The organism is Rothia sp. CCM 9416, assembly GCF_048513535.1.
Lineage (GTDB): Bacteria > Actinomycetota > Actinomycetes > Actinomycetales > Micrococcaceae > Rothia.
This window is the reverse complement of sequence record NZ_JBLXXR010000010.1, coordinates 13,613-29,852: the sequence shown is the minus strand read 5'-3', so window position 1 is coordinate 29,852 and position 16,240 is coordinate 13,613. Positions and strand designations below refer to the sequence as shown.

Genomic DNA, 16,240 nt, shown 5'->3' with positions numbered 1-16,240 from the left:
TACCTTAAGCTACTTCTGTTCGTTCTGATAAGCGGGTAGGACGCTGTAACCAGCGGCCAGGAGCGCACATGCTGTTTCGACTCGGTCATCGAGTTCAAGGTCTGTTCCAGCTACGTCCTGAGCCACCTCGTGCCCTCTACCAGCAATAAGGATAGAGTCTTCGGGACCGGCCAGTTCAATAGCCCGGTTGATAGCGGCTGAACGAGGCTCGATATTGAACACCTGCTGAGCTCGGGCCCCGCCTTCAACGGCGGCCAAGGCACCTGATTCAACGGCCTCACGGATCGGGCCAGGAGCTTCATGGTGCGGATCATCGTCGGTCACGATTACGATGTCGGCGTAGGATGCGGCAATCTGCCCCATGAGAGGCCGTTTGGTCTGATCCCGTTCACCGGTGGCGCCGAAGACGATAATAATCTTGCCCTTGGGATTAGCTGGTTCGATTGCTTCAAGAGCCCGTTTAAGGGCATCGGGATTATGGGCAAAATCGACCAGTGCAGTCGGAGCGGTAGAAATGAGCTGCATCCGCCCAGGGACCACGGGTGCCAGAGTTTCAGAGCGAGAGAGCTTCTCTGCCACCTGGCTCCGCTCCCCTTCATGCTGGACAGACTCAAAGACCATCAGGGCAGCTAGAGCAGCATTTGAGACGTTGAAGTCCGCAGGGAGCTGAGTCGAGCTTGCCAGTTGCAAGCCGTCCCCGCGTTCCAGCACAAAGCTGTGTCCGATTCCGCTCCGCTGAACCCGAATCAGCTTCCAGTCGGAAGGCCCTAGCGTAGACAGCTCCGACCCGGCTTCAAAGCCAGCCCCCCTCTTGGTCGCCAAGCGAACGACGGCGCGGCTCCCCAGATTCTTGATAGCACGGTCAGCCATCTTCTGACCCCACTCATCGTCAACGGTAATCACCGCACGGCGGGTGCGTTGGGGGGTGAAAAGCTCGGCCTTGGACTCAAAATATTTCTCCATGGTGCCGTGCAAATCTAGGTGGTCTTGGGTCAGGTTGGTAAAACCAGCAACATCGTATCGAATGCCATCAACACGCCGGTAGTCCAGAGCGTGTGAGGAAACCTCCATAGCTGCGCTGCTGATACCCTGCTCACTCATGAGCGCAATCAAAGAATGGACGTGGGGCGACTCCGGGGTTGTTAGCTTGGAAGGAATTGCCTGGCCACCAGCCAAAATCTCAATGGTGCCGATCAAGCCCGTGGTGTGGCCCAGAGCCTGCATAGCTGAGTTAATCATGTAGGTGGTAGTTGTCTTGCCGTTGGTTCCAGTCACGGCAAAGAGTCGGGGTGCTCCCCCGTTTGCAGGCTGAGAACCGTAGATACGAGCAGAAAGTGGCCCAACCGCTGCCCGTACGTCGGCGGTCACAATCACGCCCAGTCCCTGCGGCAAAGCCCCGTCCTGCTTTATAAGTTCAAGGCCATCAGCATCAGTCAAAACTGCGGAAGCCCCACGCTCTAAGGCCGCAGCAATAAAGGTAGCACCGTGAGTCTTTGCCCCCGACAGAGCAACATACAGATCACCTTTCTGAATCTCACGCGAGTCCAGGGTGATACCGCTAATAGGCGCAGCGGCTTCCTGCACATGTCGTGCCTCCTGCCCCAGATCGATAAGCCACTCAGCAACCTGCACACAGCTGGTGCGGTTAACCTGACGGGGGCGCAGAGTCTGTGCGCTACCGTTGAGCAGTCTTTGATTGTTCACGGGGTTTCCCTCCAGGTATAGCGAGTGAAATTAAAACTTTATCTGGCGCTCTGGGCAGCGCCCCTTATTCGTAGCCTCTACTTTAGCCGGTTTCATCGTGACCCTCGGCAAATTTGGGGGTCAGCTGAGGCTCCGTTGAAGAACGCGGCACGTTATAGGTGTGCAAGGTCTTCTCCATAATCTCAGCGAACTGCTCGGTTGTGTTAGCTAGGCCTACAGCGGCGGCTGTTGTTTGAGGGCGATGGATCGTGACAGAGACCAAAAAGCGCGGATCTTCCGAAGGCGCAACCCCCACAAAGGAGGTAGTCCAACCGTCATAGGTCGATGAGTTCTTTCCTACGTTTTCAGCGGTGCCGGTTTTACCGGCAACCCTGTACCCCTCAACCTGGGCACCCTTGGCACCGCCCTCGTAGACAACGGCTTCCATAATGCTCAGGGTCTTGCGGGCAGTTTCCTCGCTAACAATTCGGGTGCCCTCCTCAACAGGGCGTTTTTCCTCGGTCCCCTGATTATCGAGAACAGCATCGATGATGCGGGGCTTGAGCATGACGCCCTTGTTAGCAATGGCCTGATAAATCATGGCGGTCTGGAGGGCCGTCTGAGCGATACCCTGGCCAAAGAGCACGGTGTACTGCTGGCGGATATCCCAATCCCGCCAATCACTAACCAGTCCCTGAGACTCACCGGTCAGCTCAACCCCTGTGAAGTCTCCCAGGCCAAATTTCTTGAGCCAGTTATAGCGCTGTTCTTTGGTCAGTTTGCTCCCCATCATCACGGTACCCGTGTTCATGGAGTCTGCGATAATTCCAGTTACGGTTCGCTTCTGGGCAGGGTGAACGAAAGCATCGGTAATGGTCTGCTGATCAATCACTAGCTCGGCGGGCACGTGAAAAACCGTCTCGGGAGTCACTAGCCCCTCATCAAGAACCGCAGCGGTGGTCAGGATCTTCTCCGTCGAACCCGGCTCAAAAACCTGAGAGATAGCACGGGGATTCATATCTGCAATCTCGAACTTATCAGAGCCAGGATCCATGGTAGAAGAATCCGCGAGCGCAAGGATAGAACCATCACGGACATCCATGACAATGGCAGTGCCCCACTCAGCTTTGAGCTCATCAGCACGCGCCTTGACAACCTGCTGAGCAAAATACTGAACGTCTTGGTTGATAGTAAGGCGAATGTTTTTACCGTCTTCAGCGGGTGTGTTCTGTTCATCTCCGATAGGGATACGGATACCGTCAGCGGAGATTTCATAGACTCGCAGTCCGTCCTTACCCGCCAGATGCTCTCCCATGGTTCGTTCAATACCCACAGAGTTATTGGCGGTTCGGGTTTGGTTACTGGTCCCGTCAACGGCTTCCTCAACGATGCTGTAGCGACCTACTACTGACCCAGCAACCTGCCCGTTGGGGTACTTACGTTCGCTCAGAATCTCACCGTATATATAGGGAGCCCCCAGTGCTTGAACCTTGTTATAGATAGCAGGAGTGACATTATCTTTAACTACCTTGTATCGCAGGTTGCCGTCCAAGGCGTTTTTGACATCCTCATCTTTCATCTCAAGGATATCGGCTAGCTCGTAGACAAGCTCGGTGGCAGTTACCTCAACTGGCTTGTTGCTCCCCTCCTCGTACCTTTTGAAGGGGCCAACTGCGGACTGATCAACGGTGATGTTATACCTTTGGACGCTTCGAGCCAGGACGTTACCGTTGATATCGAGAATTTCCCCTCTCAGGGCGGGGATGACCTGCTCGCGGGTTCTTTTCTTCTTTGCAGCATCCGCTAAGCCGTCGGGGTCAAGCCCCTGTAGGTAGGCAAGACGAGCACCCACAAGACCAAAACCAGCGGCCGCGATAGTGCCGGTTAAGAATCCACGGCGCCCTACAGTCTCTTTTATCCCCTGAACGGGATCTTCATACTGCGAGCCCTTCATGGTTCCACCTGGTTCTGTCACGGTATCTGTCTTCCTGGTTGTTGCGCTGATGCTGATGCGCTGAGGTGCCTGCCTTCTTAGGCAAGCACCTGAGCGTATAAGCCATGGTTACCGGTTGGCGGGTGCGCTGGAGGGAGTGGAAGGCTGAGGCGAAGCCTTGGATGATGCTCTAGCCGATGCTTTAGCTTTAGCCTTTGCCTTAGCTTCTTCTTGCTTCTTGCGTTCCTCCTTCTTGCGCTCTTCCTCGGCCTGGGCCTGAGCTTTCTCATAGGCTTGGGTATCGGACAGAGCCGGAGGGGCAATACGGTTTTTGCTTTCTGCCTGACCCTTCTCAGCTGCCATAGGAATACCGGTAATCTCTCCCGTATTTAGATTCAGCGTAGCTTGGCTTGAACCTGCTACCAAGCCAAGCTGGCTGGCGCGGATGGCCAGATCCTGGGGTGCCTGGTAGTACTCAATCTCCTGAACAAGCGCTTCATTTTCCTGGCTGAGAGCCTGCTCTTGCGAACGAAGCTCCACCAGCTTGTACTGACGAGACGCCATGACGATGCTAAGTACAAGTACAGTGAGCAAAGCAACCAGCATTGCACCCAGGGCAATGAAAACACGCCAGCGGTTTGACTGCGCTTTCAAAGACCGAGAACGAGACAGGGGACGACGTGCCGGGCTGGAAGTCCCAGCCTCAGCAGGGACCACAGTCAGGCGCGGTTTAGCATCCGCTGTACCAGAGTCAGCTGCAATAGGGAATCGGGGTTCCGCGCTCATGGTTTTACCTTAGTGGTCTTGATTTTTTCTGCTGCTCTTAGTTTTGCTGAGGCCGCCCGCGGGTTTTCTTGAATTTCTTGCTCTGTGGGAGGCTCAGCACCCCGAGTTATAATCTTAAGTTCGGGTTTGTGTTCCTCAAGCTCCACGGGGAAACCCTTGGGTGCACTCGATGTTGAACGTGCGGTGAAGCTCCGCTTAACAATTTTGTCTTCCAGGCTGTGATAGCTCATGGCAACACACCGACCACCCATATTCAAGGCATCAATTGCGGCGGGGATAGCTCGTTCGAGCGCATCAAGTTCATGGTTAACTTCAATACGGAGCGCCTGGAAGGAGCGCTTAGCGGGGTGACCGCCTTTACGTTGTGCGGCAAGAGGAACAGCCTGCTGGATAACCTTAACCAACTCACCCGTCGTTTCAAAAGGCCGTTCAGCGCGGGCCGCCACGATTCTCTGAGCGATGCGGGCAGCAAACTTTTCCTCGCCCCACTGGCGAATAATACGCCGCAGTTCAGTCTCTTCGTAAGTGTTCACTACGATTGCTGCGGTGAGTTCTTCCGTGCCGTCCATGCGCATGTCCAAAGGTGCGTCGTAGGAGTAGGCAAAACCGCGTTCACGTTCATCGAGTTGCATGGATGAAACGCCCAGATCAAAGAGAACACCATCGACCTCGCTGACACCGGCTTCCTCCATAGCCCGGGGAATCTCATCGTAGACGGCGTGTACCGGGATAAAGCGCTTACCAAAACGAGCAAGGCGCTCACCTGCCAACCGGTGAGCCATGAGATCACGATCGATACCAATCAGGGTCAGCCCCTCAAATCGTTCCAGCATAGCCTCTGAATGCCCACCCATACCGAGTGTTCCATCAATAACCACAGCACCTGGGCGGGAGATTGCGGGCGCAAGAAGGTCCAGGCAACGGTCGAGCATGACCGGAACGTGCCTGTCTTTGGCAGCCTTGCCGGGTGAGATGTTCTCTACCTGAGTCAAGGTTTTAGCTCCTTGCAGTGGTGGTTGGTTGTCAGCTAGTGAAAGTCTTTAGAGCATGAGCCCCGGAAGAATGTCCTCGTCTGTTTCTGCAAAGCTTTCCTCTTGTTCCCGGAGGTAGGTTTCCCAAGCCTCCGTACTCCAGATTTCAGCCCTTGAACCTGCGCCGATGACCGTGAGCTCCTTTTCAAGCCCGGCGTAGTCCCGCAGATTCTGAGGAATAGTAATTCGTCCCTGTTTATCGGGGACCTCATCTGAGGCTCCCGATAGAAAAACTCTAATGTAGTCTCTTGCCTGCTTTGAAGACAGCGGGGCCGCACGCAACTGCTCATGAATACGTTCAAACTCAGAGACAGTAAAAACGTAGAGACAACGCTCCTGACCGCGCGTTAGGACAAGCCCAGGCTCAAGCTGTTCGCGGAACTTAGCCGGCAAAATGAGCCTGCCTTTAGCGTCAAGACGGGGAGTGTGCGTCCCTAGAAACATCACACCACCACCTCTTGCTCTCGTTTTTCGTGTGCTTCCGAACCCAACGGGAAACTACACCAGTATTGCTCTACCCCTCCACTTTACTCCACAATGCCCCACTGCATATACCAAAACTAGAATTTTCAATAAGTTTTTGAGCGTTTTCACACTCAAGCCACCGCTGAGGTTTATGCAGGTTCGTGCATTAAACAGGAATTCCTTTTTGCCTCTTAATTCGTTTAAAAACAGCAAATCTCTTTAAGGCACAAAAAACCGCCCGGTAGCTACCGGGCGGTCCAAAGAACTGCCTGCCTAAAAGCGTGTACCGCCTTGGCGCTTATCCCATTTCTCCTCTAGTCCCCTCATAAAGGATGAGGGCCCTTTAGAGGACCTGGGGGCAGATACTCCCTTTCCTGCCTTCGGGGAGGAGTTCCGGGGAGCGGTAGTTGCAAAATATAGGCCAGCACTAGCAAGGAGGAACCCGAGGACACCCACAATAATGAGCTTGCTGGCTACACCGGCGATGATCACACCCAAACCCAGGACAGCCCCCAGGGCACCTAGAACCAGGTGACGAGGTGATGCAGTCAAAGCGGGAGCCACGACATCCTGCGGCCCGGTCATAGTAGATGCGAAAGCAGGATCGTCATTGAGCTGCTTCTCAAGCTGAGCAAGAAGTTCTTTCTCGCGTTCCGATAGCGCCATGGCATCTCCTAGAGCTTGTGGAAAGGACTGGAAAGTTACCGAGAACCGCGCTCAAACGCAGGCCAGGTACCGAACCATTTCAGTCTAACCATCTTACATTTTGTCAGGCTAAAGACCCAAGAAAAAGCCGCAAGGGTTTGAATTTTATTCTAGGGGCCCTTTTCTTTGGTCGGCCATCAGCAACCGTGCAGGTATCAAACCTCTAGCCCCGAACTTTGCCTGGATGAGGTCCATGGTAGATTCAGCGCCCTGCCAATGCTGGTGGCGGTCAAAGTCACCCACATCGAGGTCATCCTGAAGCAGGGCGAGTTGCACCCCTGCACTCTGAGCCTCCAGCTTGTCAGCGCGTACCCCCAGCAGACGGATCGGCCGGTGAGAATTCCCGCGAGAGTCGAGAATTCCATTCCGACTGAGATAGGCCTGAACCGCTTCGAAGATCTGCCGCCCTGAGCTTGTTGCCCCCAGAAGAGGGCAGGATCGGGTCAGCGTCTCAAAGTTGGAATAACGAATTTTGATGCTCAGGCTACGGGTTTGCTTACCCGAAGCACGCAGACGCCGCGCGACAGTCAGGCACAGGCCATAGAGCTCAGTAGCCAGGACTGTGGCTTCTTGTTGGTCCTCAAGAAATGTATGCTCGGCTCCTATGGATTTTTCAACCCGGTGGTTTTCTACCGCACGACGATCAATGCCCCTCGACATCTCAAACAGATGAGTTCCGGCAGACAGCCCAAAGCGACTTTGGAGCCACCCTAGCTCGTACCCCCGAAGTTGCTTGACTGTATGTATCCCCAGTCCCTCAAGATGGGCAGAGGTCTTGGCCCCAACACCCCAGAGCCGCCCCACCGGCATAGGGTCCAAAAAATCCTGTATTTTGTGGGGCGGAATGACCCAGAGGCCCTTGGGCTTAGAAGCAGAGGACGCCATTTTGGCAATAAATTTCGTAGAAGAAATGTCCGCTGATGATGGGAGCCCCAGTTCATCAGCTATCTGTCGCCGCGCCTTCTGAGCAATCTGTACAGGGTTGCCCTGGGCGCGGATAGCCGAGGTGAGATCGACAAAAGCCTCGTCTACGCTGACCTGCTCCACCCGGTCTGTAATCCGGTGCAGAATAGCCATGACCTTACGGGAGTAGTCACGATAGTTAGAGGATGGCTCAACCACAACAGCATTAGGGCACAGTTGCAAGGCCCTAGCTAAAGGCATGGCTGAGCCCACACCATACTTTCGAGCCTCATAGGAAGCAGAAGTGACCACAGAACGCGGAGTGTTCCTGGCGACAATGATGCTGCGCCCCTTGAGTTCTGGCCGGAAAAGCAATTCCACGTTCACGAAGAAGGCATCCATGTCAAGGTGCATGATTACGGGCGCTGGCTTCCTCAGCTGATAGCGCTCCCGACTCTCCCACCCCACCTGGCACCGACCTTTACAGCAATTAGAATATATGTTCTAACAATCTAGGTTAGTCGAGATACCCAAACTTTGCCAGACCAATCATTCAATCCACTAGACTGGTTACACCTGCTCATACCACCCAAGGACGCCATGACCCCCCAGCAAGCATCCGATCCCGCCTCTCTGGAAACCTCCCGCTATCTTGAGGCCTTGGAGCTTGAAAGACAGCGTTTCTTTGCGCGGCAAAGAGAAATTATGCTGGCTGTTTCCAAGGAGACTCTCCCTTTGCTTGACTCCATAGAATCTCTTTCCTCCGGAGGCAAACGACTACGGGCGCTTCTTGCCTACTGGGGATATCGCGGTTCAGGCGGTGCCGGTCTGACTCCATCTATCGTTAAAGCCGGGCTTGCTATTGAGCTCTTCCAGACTGCTGCGCTGATTCACGATGACATTATTGACGCTTCCGATACCCGCCGTGGTGCCCCCAGCCTACACCGCCGCTTTGAAGCCATGCACACTGACCTTAGCTACAAAACCAGCGCCGAAACTTTCGGCGTTTCTAGTGCAATCCTGGCGGGTGATCTCTGCCTTTCGTGGTCAGAGATGGTGTTCTCTTCTATTCCTGAGCTGACAGCACAGAGCGAAGCCCGTTTTATTTTTGACCTGATGAGAACCGAGGTTATGGCCGGGCAGTACCTCGATATTGTGGGTGAAGTTGTCCCAGAAGAAGAACCCGAGCTGGCCCTTGAACGCGCTCTCAACGTAATTCGTTTTAAGTCAGCAAAGTACTCCTGTGAACACCCTCTGGCCTTAGGCGGTGCTCTTGGGCAGGACCTGAAGCATGGGGAGCCGTCCTCCCTGCTCCATGGGTACCGGACTTTTGCCCTCCCCCTGGGAGAAGGTTTCCAGCTCAGGGACGATGTGCTAGGTGTCTTTGGGGATCCTGAGACAACCGGGAAACCTGCCGGAGATGATCTCCGAGAGGGCAAGCGGACCGTGCTTACGGCGTTTACCGCCATGAAAGTTTCAGCCCAAGAACGAGCTTTCCTGGAGGAATCCTTGGGTTCCCCCCAGCTGGATCCCGCAACTATCACGGCCCTCCAGGACCTCATGCGAAATAGCGGCGCGCTAGAGGCCACCGAGGCAATGATTAGCGAAAAGAGCGAGCAGGCACTGACCCAGCTGGCAGAGCTGAGCATCGATGCAGATGTGATGCAGGCCCTCCGAGAAATTGCAGCTAAGGCTCTGAACCGTAGCTCATAAAAAGACCGGGGTGCCAGTAGCTGTATTCAGCACACCAGCACCCCGGTCCAGAGCATCCATCTGATTTACCAGGCCAGAGCGGATGCCCTTCGGCGGATCTCAGTCTTTCGGCCTTCAAGGAGAGCATCGATAGGTCGACCGGGCAAGGAGTCATCCTCGGTGTAGAGCCACACGATAGCTTCTTCGGCGGTAAACCCTGCGTCCTTAAGAACAATGAGGGTACCCTTCAAAGATTCCAGGACACGGTCCTGACGGATAAAGAGCGCGGGAACTTTCCTAACCCCGCTCTCGGGGTCACGAACGGCAAGCAGAGTGCCATCGGAAAGTAGGTTATGAACGCGGGTTACTTTGAGGTCAAGGGCTTCGGCAATATCCGGAATCGTTAGCCAGTTACCTACCAGGCTCATTACTTGGGGTGTAGTTTTATCATCAGTCACCTAACCATTGTGCCCTAGAACCGGGGTAAGCGGTAGCATGACGTGTTCTTACCCTCATCACTTCTGCACTACCGCCCGCTAGCTGGCGCACGTAAGATGGTAAAGATGTCTGAACAGAACGCTGCTGCCCCCTGGCTGACCGGGGTAATTTTTGACGGTCATTTCGAGGTCGGCCACCTGATAGCCCGCGGAGGCATGGCAGAGGTCTACCACGCGGTTGATTTGTGGTCCAATAACCCCGTTGCGGTCAAGGTGCTTTTACCGCACCTTTCTGCGGATCCCACTCAGCAACAGAAGTTTTTCCGGGAGGGTGCGGCGCTCAGCAAAATCAAGCACCCTAATGTGGTAGGGGTTATAGCCTCAGGCACTGAGAAGGTCCATGGACAGCAGGTGATGTTCCTGGTTCTGGAATACGTCCACGGGTGCACCCTTTCTCAGCTACTGAAGGTAAGGCCTGTGCTCTCGGTCGGGGAGCTTCTCTCCATTATGATTCCTGCCGTCGAGGGACTGTCAGAAGTCCACGCTCACCGGCTCATTCACCGCGACATCAAACCCGCCAATATTTTGCTTGAAGATGAGCACCAGACCATCAAGCTTTCCGATTTTGGCCTGACCCGCCGCGCTGACCAGAATGCGACCGGCCAGCTCATGGGCACGCCCTCCTTTGTGGCCCCGGAGATTCTCGATGTTCGTGCTTCTGTCGGACCCGCCAGCGACATTTTCTCAGCCGGTGTCATGATGTACCGTATGCTCACCGGCCGTATGCCGTTCGCGGTAACAGAAAATGACCAGCAGGTGCTCTACCATAACACCAACACCGATATCCCCTCCGTCACTCAACTGGCCCCCGGAATTTCCTCGGATATTGCGGGTGTAGTCAGCTGGTCTACGCGTCGCAACCCTGCAGATCGACCCCAAGATGCCACCGAGCTCTACCGCGCTCTTCAAGACTGTCTGAACCGTTCCACCGCTGATGAGAGGGCTTTCCGTGCACCTCTAGTAACCGATCTGCCTCTCACAAGGATGTGGGAGGACGTTACCGAAATCGCTGACCGATCCGGCATGACCCGTGTGTATCGGAACACCCCTATCTCTGCTTTTGGACAGGCCGATGACCTCATTGATGTAGAAGCTGATACGTCAGCGCCACTGACTGCGCACGAGAAAGCGGTGCGTTCAGCCGCTTCAGCGCCGGTTCAGGTCTATGCCCCCACCCAGATAGCCGGTGTGGGCCCCATGACCAAGCCTCAGGCGACACAAAAGGCGAGCGCGTCAGCTACCCCAGAGTCTGACAGATCAGGCCATGAAACTCTCTACTGGGACGTGGCTCAGGACCCCAACACCACCGTGGCCTTCTCTGGACTAAGCCCTGCCACGGAAGCAGCAAATGCACCGGCCTCTGCGCCATCGGCAACCAGCATCTCCGCTAGTTATACCCCACGTCGGGCAGGGCAAACCCAGCAAGCAGGTGATGCTTTCATTCCCGCACATTCTGCTCACCAGAGTCCAGGCATCGTCACAGCTAAGAGCCAGGCAGAACGCCGCTCCCCTGCTGAACCCTGGCGAGCAGCACCTCAGCCGGTAGCCCTGCTAGCTTTCTCGGCCTTCTTACTCCTTGGACTGGTTGGTGCCGGATTCATCGGTTGGTGGCTAGCTACCCTACTGTTTTAGCTCTATGCTTCGACCAAAACTAAAAGCCATCTGCCCTATCTGGTACCAGATAGGGCAGATGGCTTTTCAGTAAGTAACTAGAAAGCTAACGGATTGAGACTGTCCCTTTTAGCGGCGGGCCAGGTACTCAGCAACCTGGAAAGCGATTTCCAGCGACTGCTGGTGGTTCAAGCGGGGATCACATAGAGTCTCGTAGCGGTCAGCAAAGGCCGCTTCCTCAATCGGATCAGAGCCGCCCAGGCACTCAGCGACATCGTCGCCGGTCATTTCAACATGGATTCCACCGGGGAAGGTGCCCAGGGCTTCGTGGACCTCAAAGAAACCCTGAACTTCATCGGCCACATCATCGAAGCGGCGAGTCTTGTAGCCCGAGGGAACAGAGATGGTGTTGCCGTGCATGGGGTCGGTAACCCAAACGACCTTGGCACCTGTTTTCTGCACGCCTTCGACAATCGCCGGTAGCTTCTTACGAATAGTAGCGGCGCCCATGCGGATAATGAAGGTTAGACGGCCAGGATCGCGTTCCGGGTCAAGCTTGTCAATCAGGGCAAGCGCATCGTCAGCGGTGGTAGTGGGGCCGAGCTTCACACCGATGGGGTTGCGGACCTTGGATAGGAAGTTGACGTGGGCATCGTCCAGGCCGCGGGTTCGCTCACCGATCCAGAGGAAGTGGGCTGAGGTATCGTAGGGGAGGTTGGTCCGTGAATCAATGCGGGTGAGTGCACGCTCAAAGTCAAGGAGCAGAGCTTCATGTCCAGTGTAAACATCGGTGGTTTTGAGCGGTCCAAAGTCAGTGCCGCAGGCCTCCATGAATTTGACGGCTCGGTCAATTTCGGCCGCGATAGACTCGTAGCGAGAGTGAGCGGGGTTAGAGGTGAATCCCTTATTCCAGGAGTTCACCAGTCGTAAATCGGCAAAGCCGCCCTGGGTGAAAGCACGAATCAGATTCAAGGTGGATGCGCTGGTGTGGTAGCCGCGAAGCATACGGCGAGGGTCGTGGACTCGGGATTCTTCGGTGAAGTCAAAGCCATTGACCATCTCGCCGCGGAAGGAAGGCAGTGTCACCCCGTTGCGGGTTTCGTCGTTGGAGGACCGGGGTTTTGAGAACTGCCCGGCCATACGCCCCATCTTTACAACGGGCATAGACGCACCGTAGGTCAGGACTACCGCCATCTGAAGCAGGGTACGAATACGGCCCGATATCTTATCTGCGGTTGCACCGGCAAAGGTTTCGGCGCAGTCACCACCTTGCAGGAGGAAAGCTTCACCGTTTGCCACCCGCGCTAAATCAGCACGCATCTGATCGACTTCACCTGCGAATACAAGCGGAGGTACGGTGCTCAGTTCACGCATGACTTGGGCAAAATCTGGGTGATTAACCCACTGAGGGTGCTGGTCAATCTTGAGGGAACGCCACTCGTCGAGTTCAGATAAATTCTTGGTGCTGGGGCTGATATCGGAGGTCATGACGCGATAAATCCTTAGTATAGTGGTCGTTCTCTGCCTCGTGGGGAAAGGCTTTCTTGATAAAGTATGGTCTTGGTTGGGGTGCCCTACAATGCGAGTCCATCATATGACACCCCTAACCGGTCTAGGCTTCCATGATGAGCCGGGGCACATACCCTCCTCGCTTAGGGGGTGTAATCAGGGTGCAACCTGCGCAGTGCTTCATCTGCGCTGATGTTCTCAGAGGCCATAAGCTTCTTAATATCGCCAGCATAGGCTGGGATAATCTTTCTGCCGGTGAGTTCACTAATTTTCTGCATAACTAAATCAGCAAGTTCCCGTTGAGCGGCCCACTGGTCTTCCCGGTGAGCGTAGGGGGTCGTATCAATCGGCTCACCAATAATGGTTCGCACGCGGATGGCTTTCCCCTGGTGGCGCACATGCAACCTATTAGATCCCGGCCTCTGAACATACTCATTGCCCAGTTGCGCAACCGGGATAATAGGAACTCCAGCTTCAAGTGCTAGGCGGGCAACACCAATTTTTGCCCGGTAGAGGCGGGCATCGGGGCTGCGGGTGCCCTCTGGGTAAATGCCCACCAGTTTCCCCTCTCGCAAGGCTGATACTGCCGCGGCAAGAGACTGGGCTGATTTAGCTCCACCAGAACGATCGATGGGAAGCTGCCCCACCGAGGTAAAAAACCATTTCATCAACCTACCTTTGAGGCCTGGGGTAGTGAAATAGTCTGATTTGGCCAGGAAAAAGACCTGACGGGGTGCGGCAAGTGGCAAGAAAAGAGAATCCACAAAGGACACGTGGTTACTTGCCAATATGGCACCTTGGTCACCAGGGATGTGTTCAGCACCCACCACATCGTGATGGTATACCCGTTGCAGGAGGGGTTTGAGCACGAAACGAAGCTGCATATACATGCGAAGTCACTCCTTGGGGCAGTACGCTGTTTTCCTACCAAACATTGTAAGCACGGGCCCTACTCTGCTAAAAAGAGAAGCGCACTCTTCCGGACTGCTTTTGTCTGTTTTTCAGGCTAAATATAACCGCTAGTTTAAGTAAGCTCATCGTGTAGATCAGTAGATTAAGAAAACAGCTCTCTAAGAGCGCTAATCGTGCAGTCCGATTAATTTTGCCCTGTAAAATTGCTCAGGATAAGATGCCCATGCGTGGTGCCGAAGCCACAGCCCGTTCCATCCCCAACGGTGGGGTGAGATTGCAAAGGTAGCAAGGTGAAAGAAATACACTCCCCGCAACTTGTCAGCGTTGACCCATGTATCAACGTGACTGAAATGGTGGAACGTCGCGCGCAGGACAGCAGGGACCCTGTTGTCTACCGAGTACAAAAGTCGCCAGGCAACTGGGTGAACGTAACCGCCAAAGAGTTCCGTCGTCAGGTCATTGACCTCGCCAAGGGGCTCATTGCATCGGGCATCGAAGCCGGAGACGTCATTGGCATTATGAGTCGTACCCGCTACGAGTGGACCCTGATTGACTTTGCGATTTGGTATTCAGGCGGTATCTCTGTACCTGTCTACGAGACATCTTCCCCCGCCCAGGCAGCATGGGCGCTTTCCCACTCGAAGGCTAAGGCCGTATTCGTTGAAAACACTAAGCTGGCCGGTGTTATTGAGAAGGCCCGTGACCTCACCGACGAGGAGCTCTCTCTTGAGCGCCTCAAGGATGTGTGGGTCATTGAGGACGCAGCTATTTCCACACTGGTTCAGGCAGGTTCCGGGGTAACCGATGAAGCTGTCTTAGAGCGGCGTGCCCTAGCAAACCTCGATTCGCTTGCTACCATCGTCTACACCTCGGGAACTACTGGCCGCCCCAAGGCCTGCCCCATTACCCACGGTAACTTTGTACGGCTCTGCGTTAATTCCAAGCTCACCATTCCTGAGATCGCCAACGAAACAAACTCAACACTCCTCTTTTTGCCACTAGCTCATGTGCTGGGTCGTATCATCGAAATCCTTGCTTTTGAGGCCGGGCTGACCGTGGGGCATGCCCCCGATATCAAAAATCTCTCCACAGATCTAAGTTCCTTCCGGCCAACTATGCTCCTGGTTGTCCCCCGAGTCTTTGAAAAAGTCTATGAGGGCGCAATCAAGAAATCAGAGAAGGGCGGCAAGATCAACGCTAAGCTCTTCCACCGTTCCGTTGAGGTTGCCATTAGGTGGTCAGAGGCTCAAATTGCGGGAAAGATGACCCACAAGCTAGCACTCCAGCACAAGTTTTACGACAAGCTGGTGTACTCAAAGCTCCGTGAGGCAATGGGGGGAAAGGTTCGTTTCGCTGTTTCAGGTGGAGGCCGCCTTGCCCCGCACTACGGCCACTTCTACCATGCTGTAGGTATCCAGGTTGTTGAAGGCTACGGTCTGACGGAGACTACTGCACCGCTGGCGGTGGGTCGTATTCGCGGATTCGATATCGGCAACGTCGGTACTCTAATTCCGGGCGGTTCAGCCCGAATCGCAGAAGATGGTGAACTTGAATACCGCGGTGTCGGTCTGATTTCTGGTTACTTGGATAACCCCGAAGAGAACGCGGCAGCCTTTACCGAGGACGGTTGGTTCCGAACCGGTGACCTGGCCCATATTGATGAGGACGGTAAAATCTATATCACCGGCCGTAAAAAGGAAATCATTGTGACCGCTGGCGGTAAAAACGTCATGCCGGTACCCGCCGAGGACCGCCTACGTCAGGCCCCTATGGTTTCTCAGGCCATGCTGGTAGGCGATGAGAAGCCCTTTATCGCAGCACTTATCACCCTTGATCCCGACGTCCTTCCCGATGAGCTGGAACGTATCGGCCTTCCGCCCACTCTTACTCCCAAGGAGGCCGCCAACCACCCGAGCGTCCGAGCAGCCATCCAGAAATTTGTGGACGACGCGAATGCCCTGGTGTCCAAGGCTGAGTCGATCCGCGAGTTCCGTATCGTTGACAAGGACTTCACCGAAGCTGAGGGACATCTGACCCCCTCCATGAAGGTAAGGCGCAAGCAGGTTCTTGCCGATTTCAACTCCTATATTGAAGATATCTACAACCGTACCAAGACTTCAGTGACCGAAACGGCGGCGCAGACTGCCGAACGTGTTCAGGAGATTAGGGCAGAGCAGACTGAGAAGTGGGAAGAGTTCAAGTCAGTGCAGGGCCAGAAGTTCCAGGACTTTACCGGTCACCAGGCTGGGCGGTTCCAGGAGCTGGCCGAAAAAATTCAGCAGGCATCTCCCCTCTCAGCTTCAAAGAATACAGCAGATCAAGGCCGTGAAGGATCTGCTGAGGGCGGTGCTAGTTCGGATTCGACCAAGCCCTAGCTTCTGAGGGTAGGTCAATCCAATAGAGTCAAGCCCCGAACCCTTATGAGGGTTCGGGGCTTGACTCTCGTTAGTTCTGAGCCGAAAGCAGAGAGAGCAACTAGAAAACTCTAGCCTCCGGTGCACGGTACCTCTATC

13 protein-coding genes are annotated in these 16,240 nt (G+C 54.8%); 3 read left to right on the top strand and 10 right to left on the bottom strand.

What is annotated here, in order from left to right; translation table 11 throughout:
- Window positions 1-9 precede the first annotated feature (9 nt).
- The 7 genes from ACN080_RS05570 to dinB all read right to left on the bottom strand — a co-directional run bounded on the left by ACN080_RS05570 (window position 10) and on the right by dinB (window position 7,920).
- Complete coding sequence (locus ACN080_RS05570) at window positions 10-1,704, bottom strand: UDP-N-acetylmuramoyl-L-alanyl-D-glutamate--2,6-diaminopimelate ligase (protein ID WP_419104243.1); 1,695 nt, start codon at window positions 1,702-1,704, stop codon at window positions 10-12.
- A gap of 82 nt (window positions 1,705-1,786) precedes the next feature.
- Complete coding sequence (locus ACN080_RS05565; protein WP_419113254.1) at window positions 1,787-3,658, bottom strand: peptidoglycan D,D-transpeptidase FtsI family protein; 1,872 nt, start codon at window positions 3,656-3,658, stop codon at window positions 1,787-1,789.
- An 87-nt stretch (window positions 3,659-3,745) separates the two neighbouring features.
- Window positions 3,746-4,402, bottom strand: a complete 657-nt coding sequence (locus ACN080_RS05560) for a hypothetical protein (RefSeq protein WP_419104241.1) — start codon at window positions 4,400-4,402, stop codon at window positions 3,746-3,748.
- Window positions 4,399-5,394, bottom strand: a complete 996-nt coding sequence (gene rsmH / locus ACN080_RS05555) for a 16S rRNA (cytosine(1402)-N(4))-methyltransferase RsmH (RefSeq protein WP_419104240.1) — start codon at window positions 5,392-5,394, stop codon at window positions 4,399-4,401. Before rsmH ends, ACN080_RS05560 begins: the two co-directional genes overlap by 4 nt.
- 48 nt (window positions 5,395-5,442) lie before the next feature.
- Complete coding sequence (gene mraZ / locus ACN080_RS05550) at window positions 5,443-5,877, bottom strand: division/cell wall cluster transcriptional repressor MraZ (RefSeq protein ID WP_419100048.1); 435 nt, start codon at window positions 5,875-5,877, stop codon at window positions 5,443-5,445.
- Between the two features lie 294 nt (window positions 5,878-6,171).
- Window positions 6,172-6,564: a DUF3040 domain-containing protein gene (locus tag ACN080_RS05545; protein WP_419104239.1), complete on the bottom strand. Its 393-nt coding sequence runs from the start codon at window positions 6,562-6,564 to the stop codon at window positions 6,172-6,174.
- A gap of 144 nt (window positions 6,565-6,708) precedes the next feature.
- Complete coding sequence (gene dinB / locus ACN080_RS05540; protein WP_419113253.1) at window positions 6,709-7,920, bottom strand: DNA polymerase IV; 1,212 nt, start codon at window positions 7,918-7,920, stop codon at window positions 6,709-6,711.
- Window positions 7,921-8,106: 186 nt separating this feature from the next.
- Here dinB and ACN080_RS05535 point away from each other — a divergent pair, with 186 nt between their 5' ends.
- Window positions 8,107-9,219, top strand: coding sequence for a polyprenyl synthetase family protein (locus tag ACN080_RS05535; RefSeq protein ID WP_419113252.1), 1,113 nt, complete (start codon window positions 8,107-8,109; stop codon window positions 9,217-9,219).
- 65 nt (window positions 9,220-9,284) lie between these two features.
- Here the strand turns inward: ACN080_RS05535 and ACN080_RS05530 are convergent, their stop codons facing one another.
- Entirely contained in the window at window positions 9,285-9,626 is a 342-nt protein-coding gene (locus ACN080_RS05530) for an Rv2175c family DNA-binding protein (RefSeq protein WP_419100121.1), read from the bottom strand.
- Window positions 9,627-9,761: 135 nt separating this feature from the next.
- Here ACN080_RS05530 and ACN080_RS05525 point away from each other — a divergent pair, with 135 nt between their 5' ends.
- Entirely contained in the window at window positions 9,762-11,327 is a 1,566-nt protein-coding gene (locus ACN080_RS05525; protein ID WP_419104236.1) for a serine/threonine protein kinase, read from the top strand.
- 108 nt (window positions 11,328-11,435) lie between these two features.
- Here the strand turns inward: ACN080_RS05525 and ACN080_RS05520 are convergent, their stop codons facing one another.
- Window positions 11,436-12,794: a class II 3-deoxy-7-phosphoheptulonate synthase gene (locus tag ACN080_RS05520; protein ID WP_419104235.1), complete on the bottom strand. Its 1,359-nt coding sequence runs from the start codon at window positions 12,792-12,794 to the stop codon at window positions 11,436-11,438.
- A 164-nt stretch (window positions 12,795-12,958) separates the two neighbouring features.
- A complete protein-coding gene (locus ACN080_RS05515; protein WP_419104234.1) occupies window positions 12,959-13,705 on the bottom strand; it encodes a lysophospholipid acyltransferase family protein in 747 nt (248 codons plus the stop codon).
- A 312-nt stretch (window positions 13,706-14,017) separates the two neighbouring features.
- Between ACN080_RS05515 and ACN080_RS05510 the strand changes: the two genes are divergently transcribed.
- On the top strand, window positions 14,018-16,102 hold the full coding sequence (locus tag ACN080_RS05510; protein ID WP_419104233.1) for an AMP-dependent synthetase/ligase: 2,085 nt from the start codon (window positions 14,018-14,020) through the stop codon (window positions 16,100-16,102).
- Window positions 16,103-16,240 lie beyond the last annotated feature (138 nt).

Bases quoted from the DNA above. Each gene is read 5' to 3' on its own strand.
- ACN080_RS05560 (WP_419104241.1), bottom strand. From the start codon at position 4,402: ATGAGCGCGGAACCCCGATTCCCTATTGCAGCTGACTCTGGTACAGCG.
- mraZ (WP_419100048.1), bottom strand. From the start codon at position 5,877: ATGTTTCTAGGGACGCACACTCCCCGTCTTGACGCTAAAGGCAGGCTC.
- ACN080_RS05545 (WP_419104239.1), bottom strand. From the start codon at position 6,564: ATGGCGCTATCGGAACGCGAGAAAGAACTTCTTGCTCAGCTTGAGAAG.
- dinB (WP_419113253.1), bottom strand. From the start codon at position 7,920: ATGCACCTTGACATGGATGCCTTCTTCGTGAACGTGGAATTGCTTTTC.
- ACN080_RS05535 (WP_419113252.1), top strand. From the start codon at position 8,107: ATGACCCCCCAGCAAGCATCCGATCCCGCCTCTCTGGAAACCTCCCGC.
- ACN080_RS05530 (WP_419100121.1), bottom strand. From the start codon at position 9,626: ATGAGCCTGGTAGGTAACTGGCTAACGATTCCGGATATTGCCGAAGCC.
- ACN080_RS05525 (WP_419104236.1), top strand. From the start codon at position 9,762: ATGTCTGAACAGAACGCTGCTGCCCCCTGGCTGACCGGGGTAATTTTT.
- ACN080_RS05520 (WP_419104235.1), bottom strand. From the start codon at position 12,794: ATGACCTCCGATATCAGCCCCAGCACCAAGAATTTATCTGAACTCGAC.
- ACN080_RS05515 (WP_419104234.1), bottom strand. From the start codon at position 13,705: ATGTATATGCAGCTTCGTTTCGTGCTCAAACCCCTCCTGCAACGGGTA.